This is a genomic window from Arthrobacter wenxiniae, assembly GCF_013376105.1.
Lineage (GTDB): Bacteria > Actinomycetota > Actinomycetes > Actinomycetales > Micrococcaceae > Specibacter > Specibacter wenxiniae.
This window is the reverse complement of the sequence record NZ_JAAMFM010000021.1, coordinates 46700-68604: the sequence shown is the minus strand read 5'-3', so window position 1 is coordinate 68604 and position 21905 is coordinate 46700. Positions and strand designations below refer to the sequence as shown.

At 66.5% G+C, this 21905-nt stretch carries 17 protein-coding genes; 10 read left to right on the top strand and 7 right to left on the bottom strand.

Features of this window, described 5'->3' with window-relative positions; genetic code table 11:
• Positions 1-59: 59 nt before the first annotated feature.
• Positions 60-254 carry a hypothetical protein gene (locus G6034_RS13525; RefSeq protein WP_176635634.1) on the bottom strand — a complete coding sequence of 65 codons (195 nt, stop codon included), beginning with the start codon at positions 252-254 and terminating at the stop codon, positions 60-62.
• Positions 255-619: 365 nt separating this feature from the next.
• Here G6034_RS13525 and G6034_RS13520 point away from each other — a divergent pair, with 365 nt between their 5' ends.
• The 3 genes from G6034_RS13520 (at position 620) to G6034_RS20185 (ending at position 2749) form a co-directional block, all read left to right on the top strand.
• On the top strand, positions 620-1558 hold the full coding sequence (locus G6034_RS13520) for a MerR family transcriptional regulator (protein ID WP_176635633.1): 939 nt from the start codon (positions 620-622) through the stop codon (positions 1556-1558).
• Between the two features lie 2 nt (positions 1559-1560).
• The gene (locus tag G6034_RS13515; protein WP_218063912.1) at positions 1561-1803 is read left to right on the top strand and encodes a hypothetical protein; all 243 of its coding nucleotides are present in this window, start codon (positions 1561-1563) and stop codon (positions 1801-1803) included.
• Positions 1804-2257: 454 nt separating this feature from the next.
• Entirely contained in the window at positions 2258-2749 is a 492-nt protein-coding gene (locus G6034_RS20185) for a DM13 domain-containing protein (RefSeq protein WP_343038055.1), read from the top strand.
• Positions 2750-2792: 43 nt separating this feature from the next.
• Here the strand turns inward: G6034_RS20185 and G6034_RS13505 are convergent, their stop codons facing one another.
• A complete protein-coding gene (locus G6034_RS13505) occupies positions 2793-3752 on the bottom strand; it encodes an alkaline phosphatase family protein (protein ID WP_176635630.1) in 960 nt (319 codons plus the stop codon).
• 927 nt (positions 3753-4679) lie between these two features.
• Here G6034_RS13505 and G6034_RS13500 point away from each other — a divergent pair.
• Positions 4680-5270 (top strand): hypothetical protein, encoded by a 591-nt coding sequence (locus G6034_RS13500; protein WP_176635629.1) that lies wholly within the window; start codon positions 4680-4682, stop codon positions 5268-5270.
• 114 nt (positions 5271-5384) lie between these two features.
• Entirely contained in the window at positions 5385-6326 is a 942-nt protein-coding gene (locus G6034_RS13495) for a phosphodiesterase (RefSeq protein WP_176635628.1), read from the top strand.
• Here the strand turns inward: G6034_RS13495 and G6034_RS13490 are convergent.
• The 4 genes from G6034_RS13490 to G6034_RS13475 all read right to left on the bottom strand — a co-directional run bounded on the left by G6034_RS13490 (position 6323) and on the right by G6034_RS13475 (position 11809).
• Positions 6323-7897 (bottom strand): stealth family protein, encoded by a 1575-nt coding sequence (locus tag G6034_RS13490; protein WP_425485529.1) that lies wholly within the window; start codon positions 7895-7897, stop codon positions 6323-6325. The two genes, G6034_RS13495 and G6034_RS13490, sit on opposite strands and share 4 nt — an antisense overlap.
• 250 nt (positions 7898-8147) lie before the next feature.
• The gene (locus tag G6034_RS13485; RefSeq protein WP_176635626.1) at positions 8148-9341 is read right to left on the bottom strand and encodes an alkaline phosphatase family protein; all 1194 of its coding nucleotides are present in this window, start codon (positions 9339-9341) and stop codon (positions 8148-8150) included.
• Positions 9342-9876: 535 nt separating this feature from the next.
• Complete coding sequence (locus tag G6034_RS13480) at positions 9877-11085, bottom strand: AI-2E family transporter (protein ID WP_176635625.1); 1209 nt, start codon at positions 11083-11085, stop codon at positions 9877-9879.
• Positions 11086-11161: 76 nt separating this feature from the next.
• Complete coding sequence (locus tag G6034_RS13475) at positions 11162-11809, bottom strand: dihydrofolate reductase family protein (protein WP_176635624.1); 648 nt, start codon at positions 11807-11809, stop codon at positions 11162-11164.
• Positions 11810-12015: 206 nt separating this feature from the next.
• Between G6034_RS13475 and G6034_RS13470 the strand changes: the two genes are divergently transcribed.
• From G6034_RS13470 to G6034_RS13455, 4 genes are all read left to right on the top strand, one after another.
• Entirely contained in the window at positions 12016-12438 is a 423-nt protein-coding gene (locus tag G6034_RS13470; protein WP_176635623.1) for a hypothetical protein, read from the top strand.
• A 925-nt stretch (positions 12439-13363) separates the two neighbouring features.
• Entirely contained in the window at positions 13364-14164 is an 801-nt protein-coding gene (locus tag G6034_RS13465; RefSeq protein ID WP_176635622.1) for a phosphatase PAP2 family protein, read from the top strand.
• Entirely contained in the window at positions 14161-14970 is an 810-nt protein-coding gene (locus G6034_RS13460) for a DUF1206 domain-containing protein (RefSeq protein WP_176635621.1), read from the top strand. The genes G6034_RS13465 and G6034_RS13460 overlap by 4 nt, the downstream gene beginning before the upstream one ends.
• Before the next feature lie 1501 nt (positions 14971-16471).
• Positions 16472-17884 (top strand): MGDG synthase family glycosyltransferase, encoded by a 1413-nt coding sequence (locus G6034_RS13455; protein ID WP_176635620.1) that lies wholly within the window; start codon positions 16472-16474, stop codon positions 17882-17884.
• 25 nt (positions 17885-17909) lie between these two features.
• On the opposite strand, the gene G6034_RS13450 is transcribed toward G6034_RS13455, so the two are convergent.
• Positions 17910-20015 (bottom strand): beta-glucosidase, encoded by a 2106-nt coding sequence (locus G6034_RS13450; protein WP_246295865.1) that lies wholly within the window; start codon positions 20013-20015, stop codon positions 17910-17912.
• Between the two features lie 792 nt (positions 20016-20807).
• Between G6034_RS13450 and G6034_RS13445 the strand changes: the two genes are divergently transcribed.
• Complete coding sequence (locus tag G6034_RS13445; RefSeq protein WP_176635618.1) at positions 20808-21845, top strand: LacI family DNA-binding transcriptional regulator; 1038 nt, start codon at positions 20808-20810, stop codon at positions 21843-21845.
• The last annotated feature ends 60 nt before the right edge of the window (positions 21846-21905 follow it).

The following is a 21905-nucleotide window of genomic DNA, read 5'->3' as shown; positions in this document are numbered from 1 at the left end:
GCACCGACCGTGCCCCCGGTGCGGCCCGGGTGACGTCACCGGCTTGACCAGGCCGGGAGCTATTTGCCGAGCGCGAACCGGTCCGCGGCCAGGGCCAAGGCGGTGGTGGGCCGGATCCGGGTGTCCCGGCCGCCACCGGACAGGATGGCGGCGGCGAGGGCGCGGGCCAGGCGTTCAGGTGCGCCGGGCACGTCGTCCAGGACGGCGCGGATGCGCCACGGCTGCCGCGGCCCCGCGCGGTGTTCTCCGGCCAATCAGCGCGGCCGCGTGCAGCCAGCCGTGAAGGAGCCGCATCATGGACGGTTCGGCGGCCCGGATTGCCAGCGCGCTGGCGGCGGCGGTCATCAGGAGGATCCCCCCAAGCGGGGGCAGATCCGTGGTGGCGGCCGCGGACATCACAGGCAAGTTCACCGGCCCGCGTGTCCGTGCGGCCCATCCCGGCATTTCGCGGCTCCCGCCTCATAAATCCGTGATGGCAATTCCCACGCGTGGCGCGATTGCCCGTCGGTGGCCACTGTGTGCTGTGTGGCCCGTCCAAAGGATGCCTGTGGCGCGCAAAGGAGCCGCGAGTTGACCCTGCCCCCGGGGGCAGGGTTTATCGTGTTGGCAGGAGGCAGGAATGCGCATAGGTGAGTTGGCTGGGCGGGCCCAAGTGTCTGTCAAGGCGGTTCGGTACTACGAGCAGTTGGGCCTGGTGCAGCCGGGCCGGCTGCCCAACGGGTATCGGGACTACTCTGACCACGACCTGCGGGTGATCAGCGAGATTCGTGCGTTGTCCGGGTTCGGAATCAACCCCGCCCGTGCCGCGCCATTTATCGAATGCCTGGACGCAGGGCACCAGCACAGTGACGAATGCCCGGCGTCCCTGGCGGCCTACCGGGACAGCATTGCAGAGCTGGACCGGACCATCGCATCCCTTGCCTCCCGGCGCGAGCACCTGGCCGAAAGGCTTCAGCAGGGCGCGTCCCGCACGTTTAAGTCGGAGGTTGGAGCCATGATCGATTACTCGAAAGCCCTGCCGGACAATCTTCCCGTCCCCGTGGACGACGGCGCCGCCAACCATTTGGTGGGGCTTGCCATGCCCGCGTTGACGCTGGCCGCAACCGACGGCCGCGAGGTGGGTCTGGGCAGGCTCGGAAGCGGCCCGACGGTCATTTACCTGTATCCCCTGACCGGAGTTCCGGGCACCGACCTGCCGGACGGCTGGGATGCCATTCCGGGTGCCCGGGGCTGTTCGACCGAGGCCTGCGATTTCAGGGACCATTTCACCTTGCTGCGGGACGTCGGCGTGGTCAACGTTTTCGGGTTGTCCAGCCAGGACTCGGACTACCAGCGCGAGGTGGTTGACCGCCTGGGCCTGCCCTTCGCCATGCTGTCCGACACCGGCTTTGCCCTCGCGGAAGCCCTGACCCTGCCGACGTTCGCGGCGCCCGGCCATGACCGGCTTTACGCCCGCTTGACGCTGGTGATAAACGACGGCGTCATCGAGCACGTGTTCTATCCGATCTTCCCGCCCAACACCCACGCCCAACAGGTCCTGGACTGGTTCGCGCCCTGACCGTGCCGGTGTCCCGATCCGCGGCAGTCCCGCCCTGGATGCTGGCCCGCCCGAAGCTGCGCGGGCTCCGCCGCGCCGACTTGCGGTTGATCCACGGACTCGGGGCGACCTCCGGCATGATGACCACCCTGTTCCCGGCCGCCATCTTTGGGGTGCGCCAGACAACCGGCCACATGAGCTGGGACGTCGTCCTGGCATCCATCGCCAGGGATGACACGGCGGCTGATCCGGACGTCGTTCCTTGACTCGAGCAAATGCCACAGCCTGACGGCGGGCAGTCGAGGCACTGATGCCACGACAGGGTGCCTTGCGCAAGGTTTCTGGGAGCGGGCCCCACGTCCGGCCCGTACCTTGACACTGGAAGTGTCCTGCGCAGCCGTCCGTCGTCACTGATGCACTGGAGGACCGCCCTGCCTTTCTCGCCGGGGGACCGCTGCGTGCCGCCGGGGGACCGCTGCGTGACAAGGAAAACGGCTTGGCGCCGTCGTGGCCAAGCAAAAGTTCCCTCAAGTGAACGTGCCCCCCAAAATCCGGAGTCGGTCGGACCACTGCCGGGCCCCTTCAACCCGAGGACCGCGTGGACCGGCCGAGGCGTTTGCCACCTTGTTTTCGATCCGCCCCACCTGGAAACCTGACACGGACGCCAAGGGCTATGATGCAAAAGAACACGCAATCCTGCAGGTCATGACAGCGTTGTAAATGGGGACCATGAAATTTGCACACCTTATGTCCGTGGGAATCGTTGTTTTGTCGGTCGCATCCGGCTGCACGGCTCCGGCAACCGGACAATTCAGCTCACCCGCAACAACGGCGGCTGGATCCGAGTCCGCTGCGACGCCGGCGACCTCACGTGTACTCGCGGGGACGTTCGTTTCCCAAGGAGCACCGACGCGTGGTGAGGTGCGCATCACCGAGTCGCCGGGCATGCTGATGCTGACGCTGACCGGTTTTTCCACAGGTGCTGGAGATGATCTCTACATCAACTTCAACCCGGGACTCATGACGCGCAACGCATCCGGGGACGACGTCGTCGAAAACCCCAACACCATCCAGGTGGTCGCGCTGAGGGCCCACGCGGGAACGCAGAGCTATGACCTGACGCAGGTGCTCCCCGGGCTGCCCGAGGTCCGCAGTGTCACGATCTACAGCAACAAGCTGCGGGAGGCCTTCGGCACGGCCAACCTTCGGTAGAAGCAAATCCGGTGCCCGCCCCGCCGGACCCCGGGCACTGCCACTATTTGAGCAGGTCGCTCATGATGGGGGCGTTCTTGTCATTGTTGGTCAGGGGTGCCAGTCCCCACAGCCTTTCCACGGTGTGCAGCAGGGAGTAGTGGCTGTAGGCCAGGGAGGATTTGTAGTCATGCCGGGCCGCTGGTCCGGCGAAGATCGTTGACACGGCGTTGTTGTCCCCCTCGCCTTCGTCCCACGTGACCACCAGGAGCGAATTCTGTGTCGTGAAGGCCGGTGAGGCCAGGATGGCGGGCACGTGGTGGGCAAGCCACGTGTCGCCGGTCGCCACCGGGCAGTCGTGCATGTCGTTGCACAGGTTGGGACTGATAAAAACATAGTTGGGCAGGGTTCCGGCGGTCTTCAGGTCCTCACCGAGCTGGGTCAGGGGAACGTCGTGCGCCGCGCATGAGGCATGGTTGCCGGTGACGCCGGGGTAGTACATGAACGGGTTGTGTTTCACCGCGTAGGGGTAGGCGTTCCCCGGCGTGCAGGGCGCGGGCATGCCCTCGGCATACATCTTCCAGGTGCGCCCGGATTTCCCGATTGAATCGGCCACAGAAGTCACTCGTGCCGTGCAGCTGGCGCCGGGGGAACAGTCGTTCGTGATGCCGGCGGTCGTGCCGCTGGTCAGGGCCAGATAGTTGGGCAGGCTCGGGTGCGTCACGGCCTGGTAGTTGGTCGCCAGTGCATTCTCAGCGGCCAGATTGTTGATGTACGGGGCCGCGGCATTGCCCAGGATGGTTGAGGCCGGCTTGTTCTCCTCGACGATGATGACGACGTGGTCGATCCCGCCTGGCGTTCGGACAACGGCGGCGGGGCTGTTCGCCGGCCGGCTTGAGGCTGAACCCGAGGACGACGGCGGATGGCTCGCCACGGGTGCCGCGGAGGCGCATCCCGCCATGAACAGCCCGAGCGCGGTGAATCCGCCCGCGAACGCAACGAGAGATCTTCTTTTCCGGCTCATTCCTTGATCCTAGTATTCGCAGCGTCCTCACCCGGCAGCGCGTCCCCCCGGTGGCCGGCTTCCCAGGCGTGACGGTCCAGGCCAAACGCCGGCCCCGAAGGTCCCGGTCCGGAGATGGTCGGCATGATCTGCTCCGCTTTGGCGAACTTGCAGGCACAACACGTTGAAAGGCTGGAAAGGTTGTTCCCCGCCTGGGCGGCTACGGATCCGGGTGGCGAGGTCGGACGACTGTCACGGCCCCGGGCCGGACTGCGACCGACGGACGGCATTGGCGCCGTGCGGTGCTTGGGAGTTCCTGCCTCGATGGGGCATGCCCGGCCCCCAACCAACTCAAGTGTCGGACAGGCTGGCCTCCCTCGGGGACACGGCTTTGCTTGTGCGTGGGAACGCCGACCGTGAACTGGTGCCCCTGGCGGGTTCACAACGGCCGCAAGCATGTCAGCAGAGGTGGCTGCGGCCTTCCAGCGCCTTGAGCCCGGCCTGGCTGGAACAGCCTGTCAACAGCAGACCTGCAATGCCTGCCGCTGCAACGAGCGCAAATGCCCTGAGTTTCATCGTTCGCCCCCAAATGGCGATTTTCAGCCGAGGCCAATGTATGGATCCAACGCGAGGAACATGCAATCGAAAAGTACGAAAATAGGTGGGGCGGAAGTTCAACGTTCGGCGTACGGGCGGAGTGGATGGCGCACCGGATGCCTTGCCCTTTCGTGAAGGCCACGTTGGGATGGTTCGAACCACAGGGAAGGCGCCCCAACTACGCACAGGCAAAGGCAGAGCGCGGCGAGCTGGCGTGTCGGAAGGACGTGCCGCCGGGCAACGCCCACGTGACTGGCCGCGGCCAGCCCAACGCCCACGGCACCCCAAATCAAGACCAGCGGGGCGGCGTGCATGCGTCGTGCCGGCCATCGGCCGTACCACGGTAATTCCATGGCAGAGCGCATCATGTACGTTCACCTAAAGGCCGGCTGCGAGATCGGTCGTGGACTCGCATGGATCGCTCGTGTCCGACTCTCGAAAACCTGGAGAACGGCATACTTCCGCGATTCTGCCCTCTGCCGTGTGACGGGACACGCGCTGGCGAACCATGAAGCAAATTTCTTCGACAGCGTCACGGGCGATGAGTACTGGATCCCAGGTCCAAAGCGGGACCGCACCGACGGCAGATACAGCAACGGACAGCCATCGATCGACACCGATGCACTGGACGACTACCTTGCCTTTCTCGCCGGGAACCCCTGCCTGGCAGGAAGGCGGCTGAGCACGTTTCCCCCGTCCCAGCGAGGATTCCTCCGCTGTTCCACAGATCCGCCCCGCCTCAGTGACACGGGATCCATGGGAATTTGGGCGAGGGTTGAGGGCGATTCCCGCCCCCGGCGGCATCCATCCACGATGTACGCGCCATTCCCGACCTTGACCGTCGCTGACGTGGGCTCGACAGCCGGTGCCGGGGAGGTCGTTTCCGCCGGCGTCGACGTGCCGGCCCACGGTCCCGTCGCCGGTGTCGTTGTTGCAACCTGATGTTGTTGCAGATTGTGGGGTGTGTTGGGGTGCGGTTCACTGGGGTGGTGGTTGGATGGGGGTAGATGAGAGGGATGTGGCGCCCGCCGCTTCCACCGGACCATTAAGGCAGTCATGGACCATTTCGAGGCCGAGCATCCCCGGCCGCGCCACTTCCTGCTTCACCTGAGCGACACCCACCTGCTGGGGGGTCCGGGCCCCCTGTACGGCGCGGTGGACAGTGAGGAGCGGCTGCGCCAAATCTTCGCCGAGATCGCCACGTCGGGTGCCCGGCCGGAAGCCGTCATTTTTACCGGCGACCTCACCGACAAGGGCGAGCCCGGGGCGTACGCCAAGCTGCGCGGGATTGTGGAGCCGGCGTGCGCGGAGATGGGCGCGGAGGTGATCTGGGCCATGGGGAACCATGATGACCGCGGGAACTTCCGCGCGGGCCTGCTGGGGGAACCGGCTGAGAGCGCGCCCGTGGACCGCACGTACTTCCTGAACGGGTTGCGGGTCATCACCCTGGATACCTCGGTGCCGGGCTTCCACCATGGGGAGCTGGGCGCGGACCAGCTGGAGTGGCTGGCGGGGGAGTTGGCCACGCCTGCCCCGGACGGGACCATCCTGGCCCTGCACCACCCGCCGGTGCCCAGCGTGCTGGACCTGGCCGTGCTGGTCGAGCTGCGCGGGCAGTCCGGGCTGGCGGCCGTGGTGCGCGGCTCGGACGTGCGCGCCATCCTGGCCGGGCACCTGCACTACTCGACCAGCGCCCTGTTTGCCGGGATCCCGGTGTCGGTCGCCTCGGCCACGTGCTACACCCAGGACCTGAACGTCCCTGGGGGCGGCACCCGGGGCCGCGACGGCGGTCAGGCGTTCAACCTGGTCCACGTCTATGAGCACACCATTGTCCACTCCACCGTTCCGCTGGGTTCCGGCCCGACGGTCGGGGAGCTGGTCAGTGCGGAGGAGACGCGGGCCCGCCTCGACGCGGCCGGGGTGCGCATTCCCGACCATGCCGCGCGCACCACGGGCATCCCGGTCCAGGCACGACGGCGCGGGCTGGCGCCGCGCTAGCCTTGCCCATCGTGGCGGTGGTCGCCGGTGGCGGGCTGCGTTTCCCAAGGGGCCGTGATCGGGAAATACTTCTGCAGGAAGTCCGTCACTACTTCGGCGCGTTCCGCGGCGGGCACCTCGGGAAAGCTGCCGTCGTTGAGGCAGAAAAAGTCCATGTTGCGTTTGGCGAGCAGTTTGGGCAGGTAGTTCAAGCCCGCCCGGGCCGTCGTGTCGATGTAACGCACCTTGGCGCCGGTTTGCACGGTGGCCCGGCCCGTGAGCAGCCCGTAGTAGTGGTACAGGGAGTTGGTAACGGAGATGTTCTCCGCCGCCCGGAAGGTGCTGGCGGCCGTGTCACGGAATTCGGTGGGGAACTCGCGCTCCATCTCCGCCATGATGCTGCGGCGCAGCGGCGCGGCGGCATGTTCCAGGTGGCGGGTGGTGATCCGCCCGAACCGGTCCCACAACAGTTTCCGGTTCACGCGGGCGGCGTTTTCGAAGCCGCTGCGCTCGGCGTCGTTCCCGCCCAGGCCGATCCTCGTCTCCGCCTCGATGAACTTCGTGATCCCGCCGGGGGTGAAGAACATGTCCGGGCTGACGGGCCGGCCGAAGAACATGTCGTCATTGGAGTACAGGAAGTGTTCCGACAGGCCCTCGATGTGGTGCAGCTGGCACTCCACGGCCTGTGAGTTGTGGGTGGGCAGCGCGGAGGGGTCGGCGAAGAATTCCTCGCTGCGCACCACCGTCACCGACGGGTGCTCGGCCAGCCAGGACGGGGTGGGGGAGTCCGTGGCGATGAAGATCCGCCGGATCCACGGCGCAAAGGTGTAGACGGAGCGCAGCGCATACTTGAGCTCGTCGATCTGGCGGAACCGGGCCTCATGGTCGTCACCCTCGCCCACCACCACACCCACCATCCGGGCGCGCCTGGCGGCAAGGTATTCGGGGGAGCTGCCGTCGACCCAGGAGAAGACCAGGTCGATGTCGAAGCCGATGTCGGAGGCGTGGTCGGCGAACATGTTCTCAATGGTCGGCCAGACGTGCCCGTACCTTTCGACCGTGCCGCGCACCGCGTCCTGGGCCAGCAGCGTCCGGCGGGTCAGCGAGTTCTCGACCGGCAGCACCAGTTGCTCGCCCTCGAAGCCCCACAGCTCGATCTGCACCCCCAGTGACGCGCCGTAGCCCAGCCCGCCGTCGGGCTCCCACCGTGGCCGGTACAGGCGCAGGATCCGGGACTTGCGGTTCCTGGCCAGTGTCCCGTCAGCCACCAGCAGCGCCGACTTCTTCCGGGCGTCGACGGTCATCGCATAAAACGGTTCGTCGGCGCATGCCTCAACGAGGGCCTTGCGCAGCGCGGCGCGGTCTCTCCAGTCGATCGCGATCACCGGGCGTTCGTCGTTGCCGCGCACCAGCAGGTAGTTCAGCCCGGCAGCCTCGAGGGCGCCGCGGAGGAACAGCAGGTCTTCCACCATGGCCTGGTTCGGCGTGCGGTCGCGGTTGACCATGACGTACCTGCCACGGTGACGGACGACGTCGGACCTGTCCCTGAAGCGGGCGGCGGAGGACGGCGGCGTTTCCTCGACGAGGTCAATGTCATCGTCGGTTGCGGGATTGCCGTAGTAGACATCATGCGCGGCGGTCACGTCTGTAATGGGGGCTCCAATGCTGTGTCGAAGGGCTGTGTCGAAATGCGGCGGCCAATAATGCGGCGCAAATGAATGGCCGTGCGGAAGGATGGGGTCTCCTTGAATAATAGACCGTGCGGGGCGCCGGCGCAGCGCACGGGCCGGGGGCGTTCAATCAGTGGCGCAGGACGTGTCGGCAGGCACGCAGCGCCGCGCACTATGAGGTCGCCGGCTTGGGCGGTTTGGGTGGGCTCTTCCGGACGATTCCGTCAGTGGGAGCCGGGACGGCCGTTCCGTCGAGCGTGGTCAGCGCCGGCATCCGCTGGGCGACGGGCCCCTGCCAGGGGTCTGGCGGGACAGGGACGGGGGCCGGGACCGGGGGAGCCGGCTGCACCACGACGGTGCCGGGCGCGGGCGGTTCGGGCCGTGCGAGCGAGGCGTCGACGTGCGCCGCGAGGGAGGGCGCGCCATCGACCCTGGCAACGCCCATTGCGGGGAGTCCCAGAAGGTCGATGACTGTTTTGGGGATCGAGGCGTGGGAGTGCCATTGTGGGTCGATGCCTTGGCGGACCTTTCCGCCAAACATGATCAGGGGGATCCGGGATCCGCCGATGGCCGCGAACCCGTCCGGGTGGATCGCATCGGGCACGGTTTCAATGTCCGGCGTGGGGACGGAGTCGGTGTAGCCACCCCAGTCATCCCAGGTAAGGATGAAGGTGGTGTCCGGCCAGCCACCGCCGTCGATGACTGCCTGCACCCTGTCCCAGACGAGGCCCTGCCCCTTGGTCACATAGTCGGGCGTGCTGACGTGCGGCGGATGTTCGTCGTAGCCGGCGGGGCTCCAGACGTAGCAGATCTGCGGGAGCGTGCCGGCCTTGGCCATCGGGATGAAGTCCTTGGGCGGGTAGACCTCGGCCGAGCCGGGTGGGGCGCTCAGGCTTTTGTAAAACTTGGTGGGATAGCCGGACCCGTCGGGGAACGCGGCCCAGGACACGCCGCCGGCCTCGGCGGCCGTGAAAATGGACGGCAGGTCCCAGACCGGGTGGGGGCCCACGAACGGGGGGTTCTTCAGGGTGGGCATCTGGCCCCCGATGGCGAGCATGTGTCCCGGGGTGGAGTTGGATCCCGAGCCGAAGTGGTGGTCGCAGAATACGAACTGCTTGGCCAGCCAGCTGTAGTAGGGGATGACCGTGTCATTGTTGACCTGCGCGTCGAGCGCCGGGTAGTCGCCCATGGCGTAGTGGACCCAGGCGTTGCGGTCGTGGGGCTGGTCGAAGTTGGGCGGCGCCTCCAGCAGCTGGCCGTGCTTGGCGACGGCGGCGCCCCAGGCGGCCATGGTGGGGAAGTAGAAGTCCGTGGTCTTGTTCTCCTGGATGAAAACAACCACTCGGTGTCCTGGGATCGCAGCCATGCCGCACGCTTCCTTCCCGGTCCCGGCTCCATGCCGTCCGCCGTTCCCTCCATCGAAACACACCCACCGTTCACTGGCCATGGCGTGCGCGCATTTCCATCCCGGTTATTTGAGCATTTGGCGCATGACGGACGCGTTAGCGTCGTTGTCCGCGAGGCGTTCGAGCCCCCGGGGGCTTTCCTCTGTGAGCAGGGGCGGGTAGTGGTGTACGGAACGGCGGATTTGTGGCGTGGCGGGGGGCCGGCCCGGCAACGATGGTCGAAACGGAAGTGTCACCGTCCCGCGGTCACATCACGTGACCACCAGCGGGGACTTCTGCGTCGTGAAGGCCGGGTGCCCCCGGGCGCCACCGGACGGTGGTGGCTTTCGTTGGCGCAGGGGGAGTTCATGGACGGGATGCGTTTTCCCGCGCAGCCGCCGGAGCTCCCTGCCGTGCCGCCGGTCAGCGCCAGGCAGTTGGGCGGCTCGGGTGGGAAATGGCCTGGCCGTTGCCCGCCACCGCAACAAGACATCCACCCTTTCGACTCACGTGACACTATTCCTGTACACCGGCGGCAGTTTCCCGGCTGTCGGCCGCGGGACCAGCACCCGGGGCGGGGGTGCCGGGTGATGGTGCCGCGGCCGTGGTCCTGCCGGTCCACACCTTGATGATCGACCAGCCGACGGCGGTGAGCGGCACGGCCAGCAGGGCCCCTACCAGCCCGGCCAGCGTGGTCCCGGCGGCGAGGGCGAGAAGGATCGCCAGGCCGTGGATGCGCAGGACCTTTCCCATCAGGAACGGCTGGAGGACGTGGTGTTCGAGCTGGTTGGCGCCAATCAGGACAATGACCACCACCAAGGCCGGGACCGGACCGTTGAAGATCAGTGCCACCACAACGGCCAGCGTCCCGGCGGCCGTGGCGCCCACGATTGGAATGAATCCGCCGATGAACACGAAAACGGCCAGTGGCAGCGTCAGCGGCACGCGCATGATGGCCAGCGCCACGCCGATGATGACAGCGTCCGTCAAGGCCACCAGGGCGGTCCCGCGCACGTATCCGCCCAACACGACGGCTCCGTGGTCCGCCGCAGCGTGGGCCTTCGTGCGTTGGGCCGGGGGGAGGAAACCTAGGAGGAAATTGCGGATCTTCTCGCCGTCCATGAGGAGGAAGAACAAGATGACGGCCATCAAGACCGCACCGACCGCCACCTCGGCGGCAACGCGCAGCCCGGTCAGGGCTTCGTTGCCAAAGGTGGCGCTGAGGATGAACTTCTGCAGGGCGTCACGGATCGAATTGATCTGGGCATCGGTGACAGGGTAGGGGCCTTGGACAAGAAGCCCGTGCAGGCGGTCGATGCCGATGTCGGCCTGGGAAACCAGGTCTTTTGACTGGGACCTGATCAGGAAGACGACGCCGGTGATGACGCCGCCGAACACTGCCAGGATCGCCACGAATGAGGTCAGCACGGCCACGGTCCGAGGCCAGCGGTGCCGCGCCAGCCAATGGACCATCGGGCTGATCGCCGAGGCCAGGATCAGGGCAAGCATTATTGGGGTCAGGACCAGGGGGACCCGGGTGAGGGCCCAGATGACCACCGCGACCAGGGTCAGGACCAGCAGCGCCTGGGCCGAGCGGATGGCCGACCGTCCCCACGCGTCGCCCCAGATTGCCGGCAGCCCCTGTGCCCATCGCCCGCCACGGCTGGCTGCCGGTGCCAAGGGCGGGAGCGGATCTGCCGGGCCGTTGCTTTCAGTGTGCGCCATGAACGCAATTCTCGCACCGCGGAGCATGAGGGTGGCACATGAAGACCCTCGCGCCGCCTGTCACCGCCGCCAGTGGTTAGTCGGACCCCGTGAAGGTGACATGGATGATCCCGCTCTCCGCGACCTCGGAACTGACGGCATAGCCGGACTCGAGCTCCCGGAGGTCGTCCCAGAGGCGTATGCCACGTCCCAACAGGATGGGGGTGATGGCCACGTGAAGTCGGCCAATGAGGCCCGCCTTGAGGAAGTCTCGGACCACCGTTGGGCCGCCGCCGATCCGCACGTCCTTGCCGCCGGCCGCGTCCAGGGCCCGGGCGAGCACGTCGTGCGGGGATGCGGAGAGAAACTCGAACGTGGTGCCCCCTGCCATCTCAATCGGGGGCCGCTGCGCGTGCGTGAGGACGAACACCGGCACCCGGAATGGCGGCTCGTCGCCCCACCAGCCGCGCCAGTCGGGATCGTCCGGAAAGTTGTGGAGCCCAAACATCCCGGCGCCCATGATCTCGGCGCCGACGTCGGCGAAGTAGGCCTGCGCGTAGCGGTCGTCGACGCCGGTGGTCCCGTCGCCGCTGTCATCGTGAAGCACCCGCTCGCGGAACGTCCGCGTCGAAACGTAGGCGTCGACCAGCCGGCCCCAGTCGTGGCCGAATGGATGCTCGGGGGTTTGATCGGTCGTGGTGGCGTAGCCGTCGAGCGAGATGTTCAGGTCGGCGCGGACGGTCATGGTTCCTCCCTCAAGCGTGATTCCAGCATGCAATCACTGTAGTGGGGTACAGGACCCAGTCAAGGGGGAGTGCCGGCGAAGGCCCTGCGCGGTGCATCGTCAGGTGATCAGTTCACTTGATCAGTTTGGCTGATCAAGTTGGGCTGCAGACTTGAGCAACCAACCGGATCCCGCCGACCTCCCGTGGCGGCTTCGCGCCGTCGTCCATGAGCGCGATTGTCGGTGCCCTCATCTCCGGCGGCCATGTGCCTGCAACCCCTGCCGCGGAGGACGGCCGCCGGCGCCAGCTGCATCTCACCGGTGTCGGGCGGGACCATATCGAGGCAGTGCGCCGCCGCAAGACGGATTGGGTCCGGGATCGGATCAAGTCACAGCTGGGCGAGACCGAGCAGGTGGCACTGGCATCCGCCATCGAGCTGCAGAAGGGCATCCTCGGGATGGCCCCCGGGCAGGACGAGGCGCGCATCGTCGGGAACGCCGCGGGCCTGCCCATCGTCTCCGACGCCGTCGTCGTGCTCTTCGCCGTGGCGCCGGCCCTGTGGGAGCGCCGGCACGCCTCGCCGTTCCTGGATGTGCGGATGCTCGCCAGCAACGGCGCGCTCCAGCGCACCTACCTCGCCCGATGTTGAGCTTCGCGGGCATCTACGGCGTACTGTACGGGGAGGGCCGGCGGCTCGAGCAGGCCCGCGGAAGTGAGCCCGGGGTCGTGGGCGTGCTGATGCTGCCCCTGCCGGTCCTGGGCGCCACGGCTGGTAAACCGAAGCCCACTGCACCACAATTGCGTCCAGGAACCTGCCCGTCGCAGACTTCCACCAGATGCTGGTCCACCACGGCGTGGACCGGAACACCGCAGGCATTCTCGCGATGCTCCAGCCTCACGTCGCCGCCGGTATATCTGGATCCGGGTCAGATGGGCACGACGCTGTCACCTGGCTAGTGCTGATCGAAGTCGATTGACGGTCCGGCGTGTGGAATCTGAATGGCGCCGGCGGAAGCTGAAAATCAGTCCACGCACAAAGCCGGCGGTTCCGGCGCCCATCAGGATGGTCCCGACCAGCGGCTCGTTGTTGTCCTGCCCGGATCCCTGGCCTTTCCGCTTCCTCCGCTGCCTGCCGGACTGCCTTCCCCCGGACTTCGTGCCCCTGTTGTTCGGCCGGCACGCGTCCACGCCTCCCGCCCGGGGCAGTCAAGCCCCCGACAACCGCCAACACCACGATGATCGCGGCTACACTCCACCCACGCCGTTGCATCCCTCAGAACCAGCCTCCATCCGTCGCCCGAGCAGCTGCGACAACGGGCAATCCGCGGGAAACCGACGGGGGCGGGCCCTTCGGACAGGTCGACGGAAATCAAGCTGGACCGCTCACGGGAAATCCAGCTCAACGGTGATCACTTGGGCCCCGCAACCCACCTGCAAGTCACCGCAGATCCGATGGCCCCAGCCATCAGAATGCCGTGGCGGTTGTTCCCTGGGACGCGGAAGCGCAGCATACTTTACTCAGTCACCCGGTCAGCGGGGGATGCGCACGGGAGCTGGCCCGGAAGGAGAAGCACATGAGCCACAAGGACGAGTCAGTGCAAAAGCCGCCAGGCCAGGATGGTCATCCGCCTTCTGGCTGGCATCAAAAGTTCATCGTCGAGGAGCGTTTTGTTCCGGCACCCACCCGCAAGCGGCTCTACGCCACCTCGTTCGTGCTCATCGCCATCGGATTGATCGTCTTCCTTTTCCTCCTTGACGCGGTCTTGACGCACACGGGCTTTGAGCGCCTGGACGAGCCGGTGAACTCCTGGTTCGTGGCCGTGCGCTCCCCGGCGCTGACGGGCGTCATGATCGCGCTGGCCATCATCTTCGGCCCCATAGCGCTGCCGATCATCGTCCTTGTCGTCGTCGTGGTCTGGAGCGTGCTGGCCAAGCACGCCTGGCGGCCGCTGCTGCTTGCCGCCGGCATGGTCGTCGGCGTGGTCCTGGCCGAAGTCCTCGCTCCCATTGTCCGGCATCCGAGACCACCGGTGGACCTGATGCTGCTTGGTGCCGACAGCACCTTTTCCTTTCCCTCCGGCCATGTCCTTGGCACCTCGGATTTCCTGTTGATCCTGGCTTTTCTTATCGCCAGCCGGCGCCAAAGGACGTCTCTCACGGTGGTCCTGTTCAGCAGCGCCAGCGTCATAGTTCTGGCGCAGGTCGCCAGCCGGCTCTACCTGGGCTACCACTGGATCACGGACACGTCGGCGTCCATGGCCCTCTCGCTTGTCATTCTGGGCTCCATCATGGCGATCGACACGGCCAGGACGGTCCGCGTCCATGGTGAAAGTGTCCAGGGCGCGCATTCCCAGCCCCAGGTGGACGGCACATGAGGGCCGGCCGGAAGGCCCGCCGGGTGGCTGGCCGCGCCCACAACAGCCGCGCACTCACCCTCATTGCCAGAATCGGGTTCGCTGCCAGCGGACTTATGCACCTGCTGATGGGCTACATCGCCATCCGCATAGCCTTTCACCACGGCGGGGAATCAGACCAATCAGGTGCCTTCGCGCAACTGACGAAGCTCCCGGGGGGAATCATCGTTTTGTGGGCCACCGTGGCCGGCCTGACGGCCCTGGGACTGTGGCTGCTGCTACAGGCCAGCCTTGGCATCGGTTCATCCTCCAAGAAACGCTGGGTCCGCAGCCTGGTTTCCTTGTGCAAGGGCGCCTGCTACCTGGCCCTGGCCATCACTGCGCTCTCCTTCGCCCTGCGACGCCCAAGCAACTCCGCGACCGCCACCCGCCACGCCACCGCGACCCTGCTCTCCCTTGCCGGAGGGCAGGCCCTGCTCATCGTCGTGGGACTTGCCACGGCAGGCATCGGGGGCTACCTCATCTACAAAGGTGCCCGGCAAAAATTTCGTGAAGACATCATGCTCCCCTCAGGCCCCTCCCAGAGGGCCATCACAGCACTGGCCATGACCGGATACGTGGCCAAGGGTATCGCCATCCTCACACTCGGCATTCTCTTCGTCGTCGCTGCAGTCAAAGTCGACCCCCAGGATGCCTCCGGACTCGACGGAGCCCTCAAGGCACTGGCCGCACTACCTTTCGGGGAAGCCATCCTCGTCATGGTCGGCACCGGCCTCATGGCTTACGGACTCTACAGCTTCGCCCGTGCCCGGCTGGCCACGCTCTGAGCTCACTGAACACATCAAAGGAAAATACCGCACCGACACACCACCGTTGCGCCCCTGGGGGCCAGAACCAGTGTGGAACACCGCAGGGCGGTCCTCGACGGCCGGGGCAATACGGGAAGAGCGTTTTTTGAGCCCAAGGTTGCCCAACCAAAGCCGGGCCTGTACCTTAGGGAAATGGGAATCGTAATAGCACTTATAGTCGTTGGAATCATATTGCTCGTCCTTGGCATTGCAGTGAAGGCTGCAATGTTCCTGCTCTGGATCGGGATTATCCTCTTGGTCGTCGGCGCCGTGATGGCAGTGTTGCGTCAAGTACGCAACAGAGCCTAAACGCACCATGCCATAGCTTGTCGCCGGAATCCCACTTTGAAATATGAGGGTGGGATTTCGTCGTCTTCACTCAAGGGTAGGGCTCTCGAAGGTCCACAGCTACTGGAAGTGCGTGGGATCGATGCGGTCAGCCCCACGGGCCATGATTCCGTGCCCGAGCACGGAGGCTTCCAGGGATTGTAGGCGTTCCTTCGTGTGTTCGCCCAACGGTGCCTTGTGACAAGGCGCATTGAATGGAGCGCCCACGACGGTTTCAAGCCGGCTTAGCAGCATTGAGGGCCGCTACAGCAGTGGGTGGGGTGGGTGAGGTGCACCGGCGGGTGGGTGCAGACGGTGAGCTGTGCGCGGCGGGTCATTGGCCCGATTTATGAGGACGTCAGGGAGACCGTCGGCCTACTTGTCCTGTGGCAGACCCAGCACGATCAAGAACCTGCTGTGCCGCGCCACCACCGTCGCGACAGCTCCAGTGCCGCGCAGGACGACCATTGGTCCCTGTCCCCAAAATCTTGTCCCCAAAAATTGGGAATACGGCGACTGAAGGGCTAATTCTTTCCGGTGGCTGTGTCGATGTGTCCGGATTTGGAAAAACCCCACAATCTCGGGGATATCCCGCCGGCCGGTTGAAGAATGTGAGTAAACGTGACTTGGATCTGCCCTGTAGCGGCGGATCCTGCGTTTGATGGCAGTTTTCGGGTCCGCCGACATGCTTGATCGCATGTCACCGGCTGTTTGGAGAGGGGCGTGGATATTCACAAAATACGCACCTGCTTTCCTCCCGTTTGCCAATTTGTGGGTCTGAACGTGGATCATTTTCGTGGGCTAAACTGGCTCTCAGTGCACTGTTCCAAACAGATGTAGTTTTGGCTTCTGATGAGCTGTTAGGGGAGTGCGCGTGCGAACTCTAGGGCATGTCAGCGTGAGCACGCCAAATCGGGACGCGGATCTGCAGCAGACGGCATTGCCCGCCGAACCCGCGCGGGCGGCCGGGACGAGTGAGGCCGCCGGGACGGACACGCCAGTCCGTCGAGCCCGCGACCTGAACATCAGGGGGCCCGTCCCGGTCGGTGTCGGGAAGATCATCGGGACCGGCCGCGCTGCCGCGGGCGGCCATCACCCCTTCAAGCGCAGGACGTCGGCACGGGGTTCGGGCAGCGCTGGCGGGGAACGCGTCATGATCCTGACCGCAGGGGTGGGATCGGGGCACAACAGTGCCGCGGCGGCGGTACAGCAGGCGTGTGCCTCGCGCGCCGACATCGTCGAGGTGCAGGTGGTGGACGTGCTGCAGGTGAGCAGCGCGCTCTACCGCGACGTGCTGGGGAAGGGCTACTTCGTTCTGGTCAAGGAGATGCCATGGCTGGTCGAGTGGGCCTATGACGCCAGCGACCCGCCGTTCGGGCGCCGCGGTCCCATCGACCCCTGGACGTGGATGAACGCCATCCCGGTCGTCCGTGCGATCAAGCGATTCCGCCCCACCGCGATCGTGTGCACACACTTCCTGCCGGCCCAGCTGATGGCGTCACTTCTCCTTCGCGGCGTGATCAATGCCAGGACTGCTGTGGTCACGACGGACTACGACTTCCAGGGCCTGTGGCTTACGAGCGCGTTTCACGCGCTCTTCGTGGCCAGGGAGGAGGGGCGCGTGGTGCTGACGGCGCTCGGTCTGCCTGCCGACCGGGTCTCGGCCACAGGGATCCCGATCGCGGCCATGCCAAACGATGTGCACACTCGCGATGCCGGCAAGCCCCCGATGCTGTTGATCTCGGCAGGGGCAAAAGGCGGTGACTACGCCGTCGCGGTCGTGCGCCAGACGCTGCACATGCGCTCCCCATTCACGGCCACGATTGTGTGTGGATACAACGACGCGCTGCGGCGACGCATCGAGGCGCTGGTGGCGCCTGCCGGCGACCGCTACCGGGTAGTCGGCTTCACGGCGGAGATGCCGCAGCTGCTGCGCCGCGCGGACCTTTTCGTGGGCAAACCGGGCGGGTTGTCGGCCTCGGAGTGCATGGCTGCAGGACTGCCCATGGTGCTGGTGAACCCCATCCCGGGGCAGGAGGTTCGCAACGGCGATTACCTGTTGGAGCAAGGTGCGGCCGTGCGTTGCAACAATACCGCAGCGATCGGCTGGAAGATCGATGAGTTGCTGCGCGAGCCGGGCCGCCTGCAGCGGATGCAGGCGGCGGCGCAAAGAATCGGGTGCCCCGACGCCGCGGCGGACGTGCTGAACGGCCTGCTGGACGGGCCGTTCCGTCCTCTGGTCGTGACCCGCGCGGCGCAGAAGTCGATCCTCGCCGCGAGCGAGCGGCGCGTCGTCGCCACTGACCTGACGGGACCATCCGCGCTGGTCCGGCTGGTCGACCAGGCAACCGGCAGCACCGTGGCTTTGCTGCGATCGGAGGAGCTGGGCGATCTGCAGAAGCGGTACGCGGGTCCGGACGGGGGGCTGGAGCTGCGCCGCGATCTGGCACCGGTGTCACTTCGGTGGGAAGCGCGGCGGTTGCTCCGCGCCATGCTGAGGGGCGACGACGTGCTTCCCGTTCGCGTCGAGTCCCTCTCGGCACCCCCTCGCACCCTCGGCGGATGAGCGCGGCGCGACCCACCGTTCGATCTCAGCCCGCCGAACCTTCCACGGCGCATTCTCCGCCGGTCAACGGCCCAGGCCCAGGGCGTCGCAACGGGCGCGCGCCCGCCCAGCTGCCGGGGCTGTGCTGGGCGGCGAGCACGGCCCAGTCGCCGGCGCGGGGGGCCCAGCGCCGTGTCGCCGGATCGCGCTGCAGCGTGGGTCCGGCGTCCAGTGTGACCCGGACGGTCGCCTCGACACCCGGCTGCAGCGTCACCTTCCTGAAGCCCAGCAGCTGGGCTACCGGCCTGCGGAGGGAAACGTCAGCGGCGTAGACCTGCACCACGGTCGATCCCTCGCGATCACCGGTGTTTGTCACGAGTACGTCCGCGCTGCCGCCCGCGTCATCGAACTTGTGATCGAGGAGCCGGTGACCGATGGTCGTATAGCCCAGGCCGAAGCCGAAAGGGAATGCGGGCGCGTGCCCGTCGCCGTCGAGCCGGCGTTGGCCCCACCTGTCGTCGTAGATGACGGACTTCGCCGCGCTGTCGAAAGGTGGGAGATGGGCGGCATCCGTCGGCAGCACAAATGGCAGCCGTCCGCCGGGCTCCACGGCCCCGGTGAGCACGCTCGCCAACGCGCGTCCGCCCTCCATCCCGCCGTACCAGGCGAGGAGGAGCGCCGGCACGCGGTCCCGCCACGCCTCTGTCAGGATCGCGCTGCCGCCGATCAGCACGACGACGGTCCGGGAGTTGGCCGCGGCGACCGCGCGGATAAGGCGCACATCGGAGGGGCGCAGGTCGAGCGAGTTGCGGTCGCCACCGCGGACGAACCGCGACGCCAGGTGTGCGAGGGCCATGAGCGGCCCGCGGAGTCGCCCGGAGCCGAACGCCCGGCCGAGCACGCCAACGTCCACGCCGGCGGTGACGACTGACTCGCCCTCATCATGCTGGTCCAGGCCGACGACGACGATGGCCGTCTCGGCGTCGGCGGCGGCCGCTGCAGCGGCGCGTACGTTCCGCCCGGAGGTGGCCGTGATCCGCACCCGGGGAAGGGCCTCCCTCAGCCCCTGCAGCGGCGAGACCGCGGACGGGGGGCGAACGCGCGACGAGCCGTGATCGCCAAGGTTCGCCCGTCCCGCGAGCCGCCCGATCACCGCGAGGTGCCCGGTGGCGGGGGCCAACGGCAGCAGCGGCGCGGCGCCGGCGATTTCGTTCTTCAGCAGCACGATCGATTCCGCGGCGGCCTGGCGGGCCAGCGCCCGATGCGCCGGGCAGGCAATGAGCGCGGCGCCCGGCCCCGCAGCCTCCCGCGTCGCGGCATGCAGCACGCTCGTCCGGAGAATGCGGCGCGCGGACCGCCGCACAGTCTCGCGGGCGACGTCGCCCCTGTTGAGGGCGCCCGGCAGATCGAGGGCGCGCAGCATCCGCAGCGGCATCTCCACGTCCATCCCCGCCTGAAGGCTCAGGACCGCGTCATGGGTACCGAACACCCAGTCGCTCGTCACGAACCCGGAGAAGCCCCATTCGTCACGCAGCACATCGGTGAGAAGTGGGCGATTGATGTCCATGTACTCGCCCCGCACCCTGTTGTAAGCAGTCATGACGGAATCGGCGCCCGCTTCCACCACCGCCTTGAAGTGGGGCAGGTACACCTCGTGCAGGGCGTGCTCGTCGACCGACACATCGACCTCGAAGCGCTCGTTTTCCATCGAATTAAGCGCGAAGTGCTTCACACACGCCATCACGTGCACACGTACGCCCCGCGTCAGGGCCGACCCCATCCGGCCGGTGAGCACCGGATCCTCGCCGTAGCACTCCTGCGCCCTGCCCCACGCGGGGTGGCGAAGCAGGTTGACGCAGACGGAGGCAGAGTAGTTTGCACCCCGCGCCCTGGTCTCCAGACCGATGGCGTGGCCGACCCGCTCCTCAAGCGCCGGGTCCCACGTCGCGGCCCGTGCAATCGTCACAGGGAAGGCGGTGGAGGCGCCGATCACGACGCCGCGGGGACCGTCGCTGAACCGGATGCCCGGGATGCCGAGCCGCGGGACCGCCCCGGCTACGAACGGCCGCCGACCCAGCAGCACCGGGATGAGCGGCAGCAGCAGACTGTGGGAGTCGCCGTCAAGCAGACTGAGGACCTCCCGATCGGTCATCCTGCCGATCATTTGGTCTGCCGCCTCATCCGCCTCGAGCTCGCCAGCCCGGACTGCCCGGACTGCCTCGCCAAACGCGCCCCCCTCCGCCGCCATCGTTTTCCTCAACGCGGGTCGTGTACCGGCGCCCCACCCCTTCTGCGCTCGCGCAGTCCGACGCACTCCAGCCATTTCCATGCCCTAAATTATGGACCCTGTTGGCCCGGTCCGGTGACTACCAACCGGGGCGCGGCCACGCGGCGCGGTAATCCTGAACCGGATGCCCGGAATTGGCCAACGCTTCGGCCGCTACCCGCCGCCCTTCATTCGCGTTGGCTTGTCCCACCGATAACGCACCCTGGGACGCGACGGGCTCCTTTCCGCCCACCGCCGGCACTGAAAACGCCCCGGCAAAAACCCCGAGCTGGGGACGTTCGCCCATGATCCCGCGTCGAAGCGGCCGCCAGCATCCTCGTCATGGGACGCGAGCGACCCCGCGGCAGGAGGTCCCCGCCTACCTTCAAACCAGTGGCGCTTCGAATGGCCCCATCGAGGCCATCCAGTGGGGTTAATGAGACGTCGCGCCGGATTGCCCAGGGGTTTCCGTACCTTCCCGAACCACCGATTGGGCAAGCTGCCCAGTGCCGGCGGCTCCTCCCGTAGAGCAACAGTCCCGCCAACCGTACCTGGTACGAAGACCCGGGTTGCCGGAAGTTCCATGCGCGGACCATTGACAATCACTCTGTAAACCGGTTTAGTTGAACCTACGAAACCGGTTTAGTGATTCAGGTCACCTGAGTGAGGGGAGTGGGAATGTCTGTCACGATCAGCGATGTTGCCCTTGCTGCCGGAGTGAGCAAGGGTGCCGTATCGCATGCACTCAATGGCAATGCGGGCGTCAGTGAGTCGACGAGGGCCCGCATCCTTCAGGTGGCCAGCGATCTTGGCTGGAAGCCCAACCTCCGTGCCAAGGCCCTGTCGACGTCGAAAGCTTTTGCGGTTGGCTTGGTCGTGGCACGTGATCCGCGGTTGCTCGGCACGGATCCCTTCTTTCCGGCGTTCATCGCGGGTGTGGAGTCCACCCTGGTCGAAAATGACTTCGTCCTTGTCCTGACTTCGGCGATGGGGCAGGACAAGGAGGAACAGAGCTATCGCAAGCTGGCCAGGGATGGGCGGGTTGACGGCGTCATCCTGACAGACGTTCGCGTTCGCGATCCGAGAATCGCCCTGATGCAGGAATTGGGGCTGGCGGCGGTCACCCTGAACCGCCCCGAAGGGGTCTCGAGCTTTCCTGCCGTGTGCATGGACGATACGGAGGGCATTGCCGGTGCCACCAGGCACTTGATTGCCTTGGGGCACGAGCGGATCGCCCATGTGGGAGGAACTCAAAGCTATATCCATGGGTGCAGTCGACGCCGCGCATGGGAAGGGGCCATGGTGAGGGGTGGCCTGAAGACTGACCTCTTCGTCGAGGCCGACTTTACAGCCGCTGCCGGTGCCGCGGCCACTGCCGACCTGCTTCGGCGTCGTGACCGGCCCACGGCCATCGTCTTCGCCAATGACCTGATGGCGATCGCCGGGTTGTCGTTTGCACAGTCCCAGGGGATTGCAGTCCCGGCAGATCTCTCGATAACCGGCTATGACAACACCGAACTGGCATCGTTCCTCAACCCGCCGTTGACGACCATTTCAACTGACCCGGTTCTCTGGGGTCGGGTCGCCGCGCAGGTCCTGCTCGACCAACTCAATGGGGTCCGGGGTGGGGACATTGTCCTGCCCGAACCACAGCTTGTGCTTGGCGGATCCACGGGACCCGCCCCCTCAATGGATTTTGCCAACAGTCCCGATTGAAATCAGTCATCCCCGGGGTGATTGGTGCGGCCTTTCGCACCCAAGATCACCTCACGTCGC